Source organism: Delftia sp. ZNC0008, assembly GCF_000799035.1.
Classification (GTDB): Bacteria; Pseudomonadota; Gammaproteobacteria; order Burkholderiales; family Burkholderiaceae_C; genus Comamonas; species Comamonas tsuruhatensis.
This window is the reverse complement of record NZ_JTKZ01000830.1, coordinates 1-634: the sequence shown is the minus strand read 5'-3', so window position 1 is coordinate 634 and position 634 is coordinate 1. Positions and strand designations below refer to the sequence as shown.

Genomic DNA, 634 nt, shown 5'->3' with positions numbered 1-634 from the left:
CCGAGCTGGACCCCTTCGGCCGCCCGCTGGCCGTGTACCGCATCGCCTACACACAAGGCCAAGCCCGGGCCCAGGCCCCGCAGTTGCAGGTGCGCTACGGCTACGGCAAGGACCCCTGGAAGCAATACGGCCCCGAACTCATCGCCCGGCCCAGCGTCGTGCCCGGGCGCGAACACCAGATCCGCATCCGCTACAACAGCAGCCGCCAGCCGCTGCAGATCACGGAGACGGGCTTCAGTCCGCTGAACGCCCAGGGCCAGCCCGCAGGCAATGCGGACGGCGCCACGCCCATCGAACGCAGCACGCGCTACCGCTACACCGAGATCAACGGCCGCAGCGTGCTGGTGGACATCGATGGGCCGCTGCCCACCTCGCTGGCAGGCTATGACGACGGAAGCCCGGCGCAGAACGATCTCACGCGGCTGCGCTGGGATCGCAGCGGCAGCCACGTCACGCGCGTGCTGCAGCCCGATGGCACGACCGTGGCGCTGGAGCATGACCAGGCCGGGCGCATCACGACCCGCACCGAAGACGACGGCGTGCGGCGCCTTCAGCGCCAGATGCGCTACAGCGCCCTGTCCGCCAACGCCCTGCAGGCCGAAGAAATCACCACCAGCGGCTGGCTGCTCGATGC

1 protein-coding gene is annotated in these 634 nt (G+C 70.0%); it reads left to right on the top strand.

Annotated elements, in window-relative coordinates; translation table 11 throughout:
• On the top strand, positions 1-634 hold a 634-nt coding region (locus tag L995_RS26665; protein WP_047474346.1), incomplete at both ends, for an RHS repeat domain-containing protein.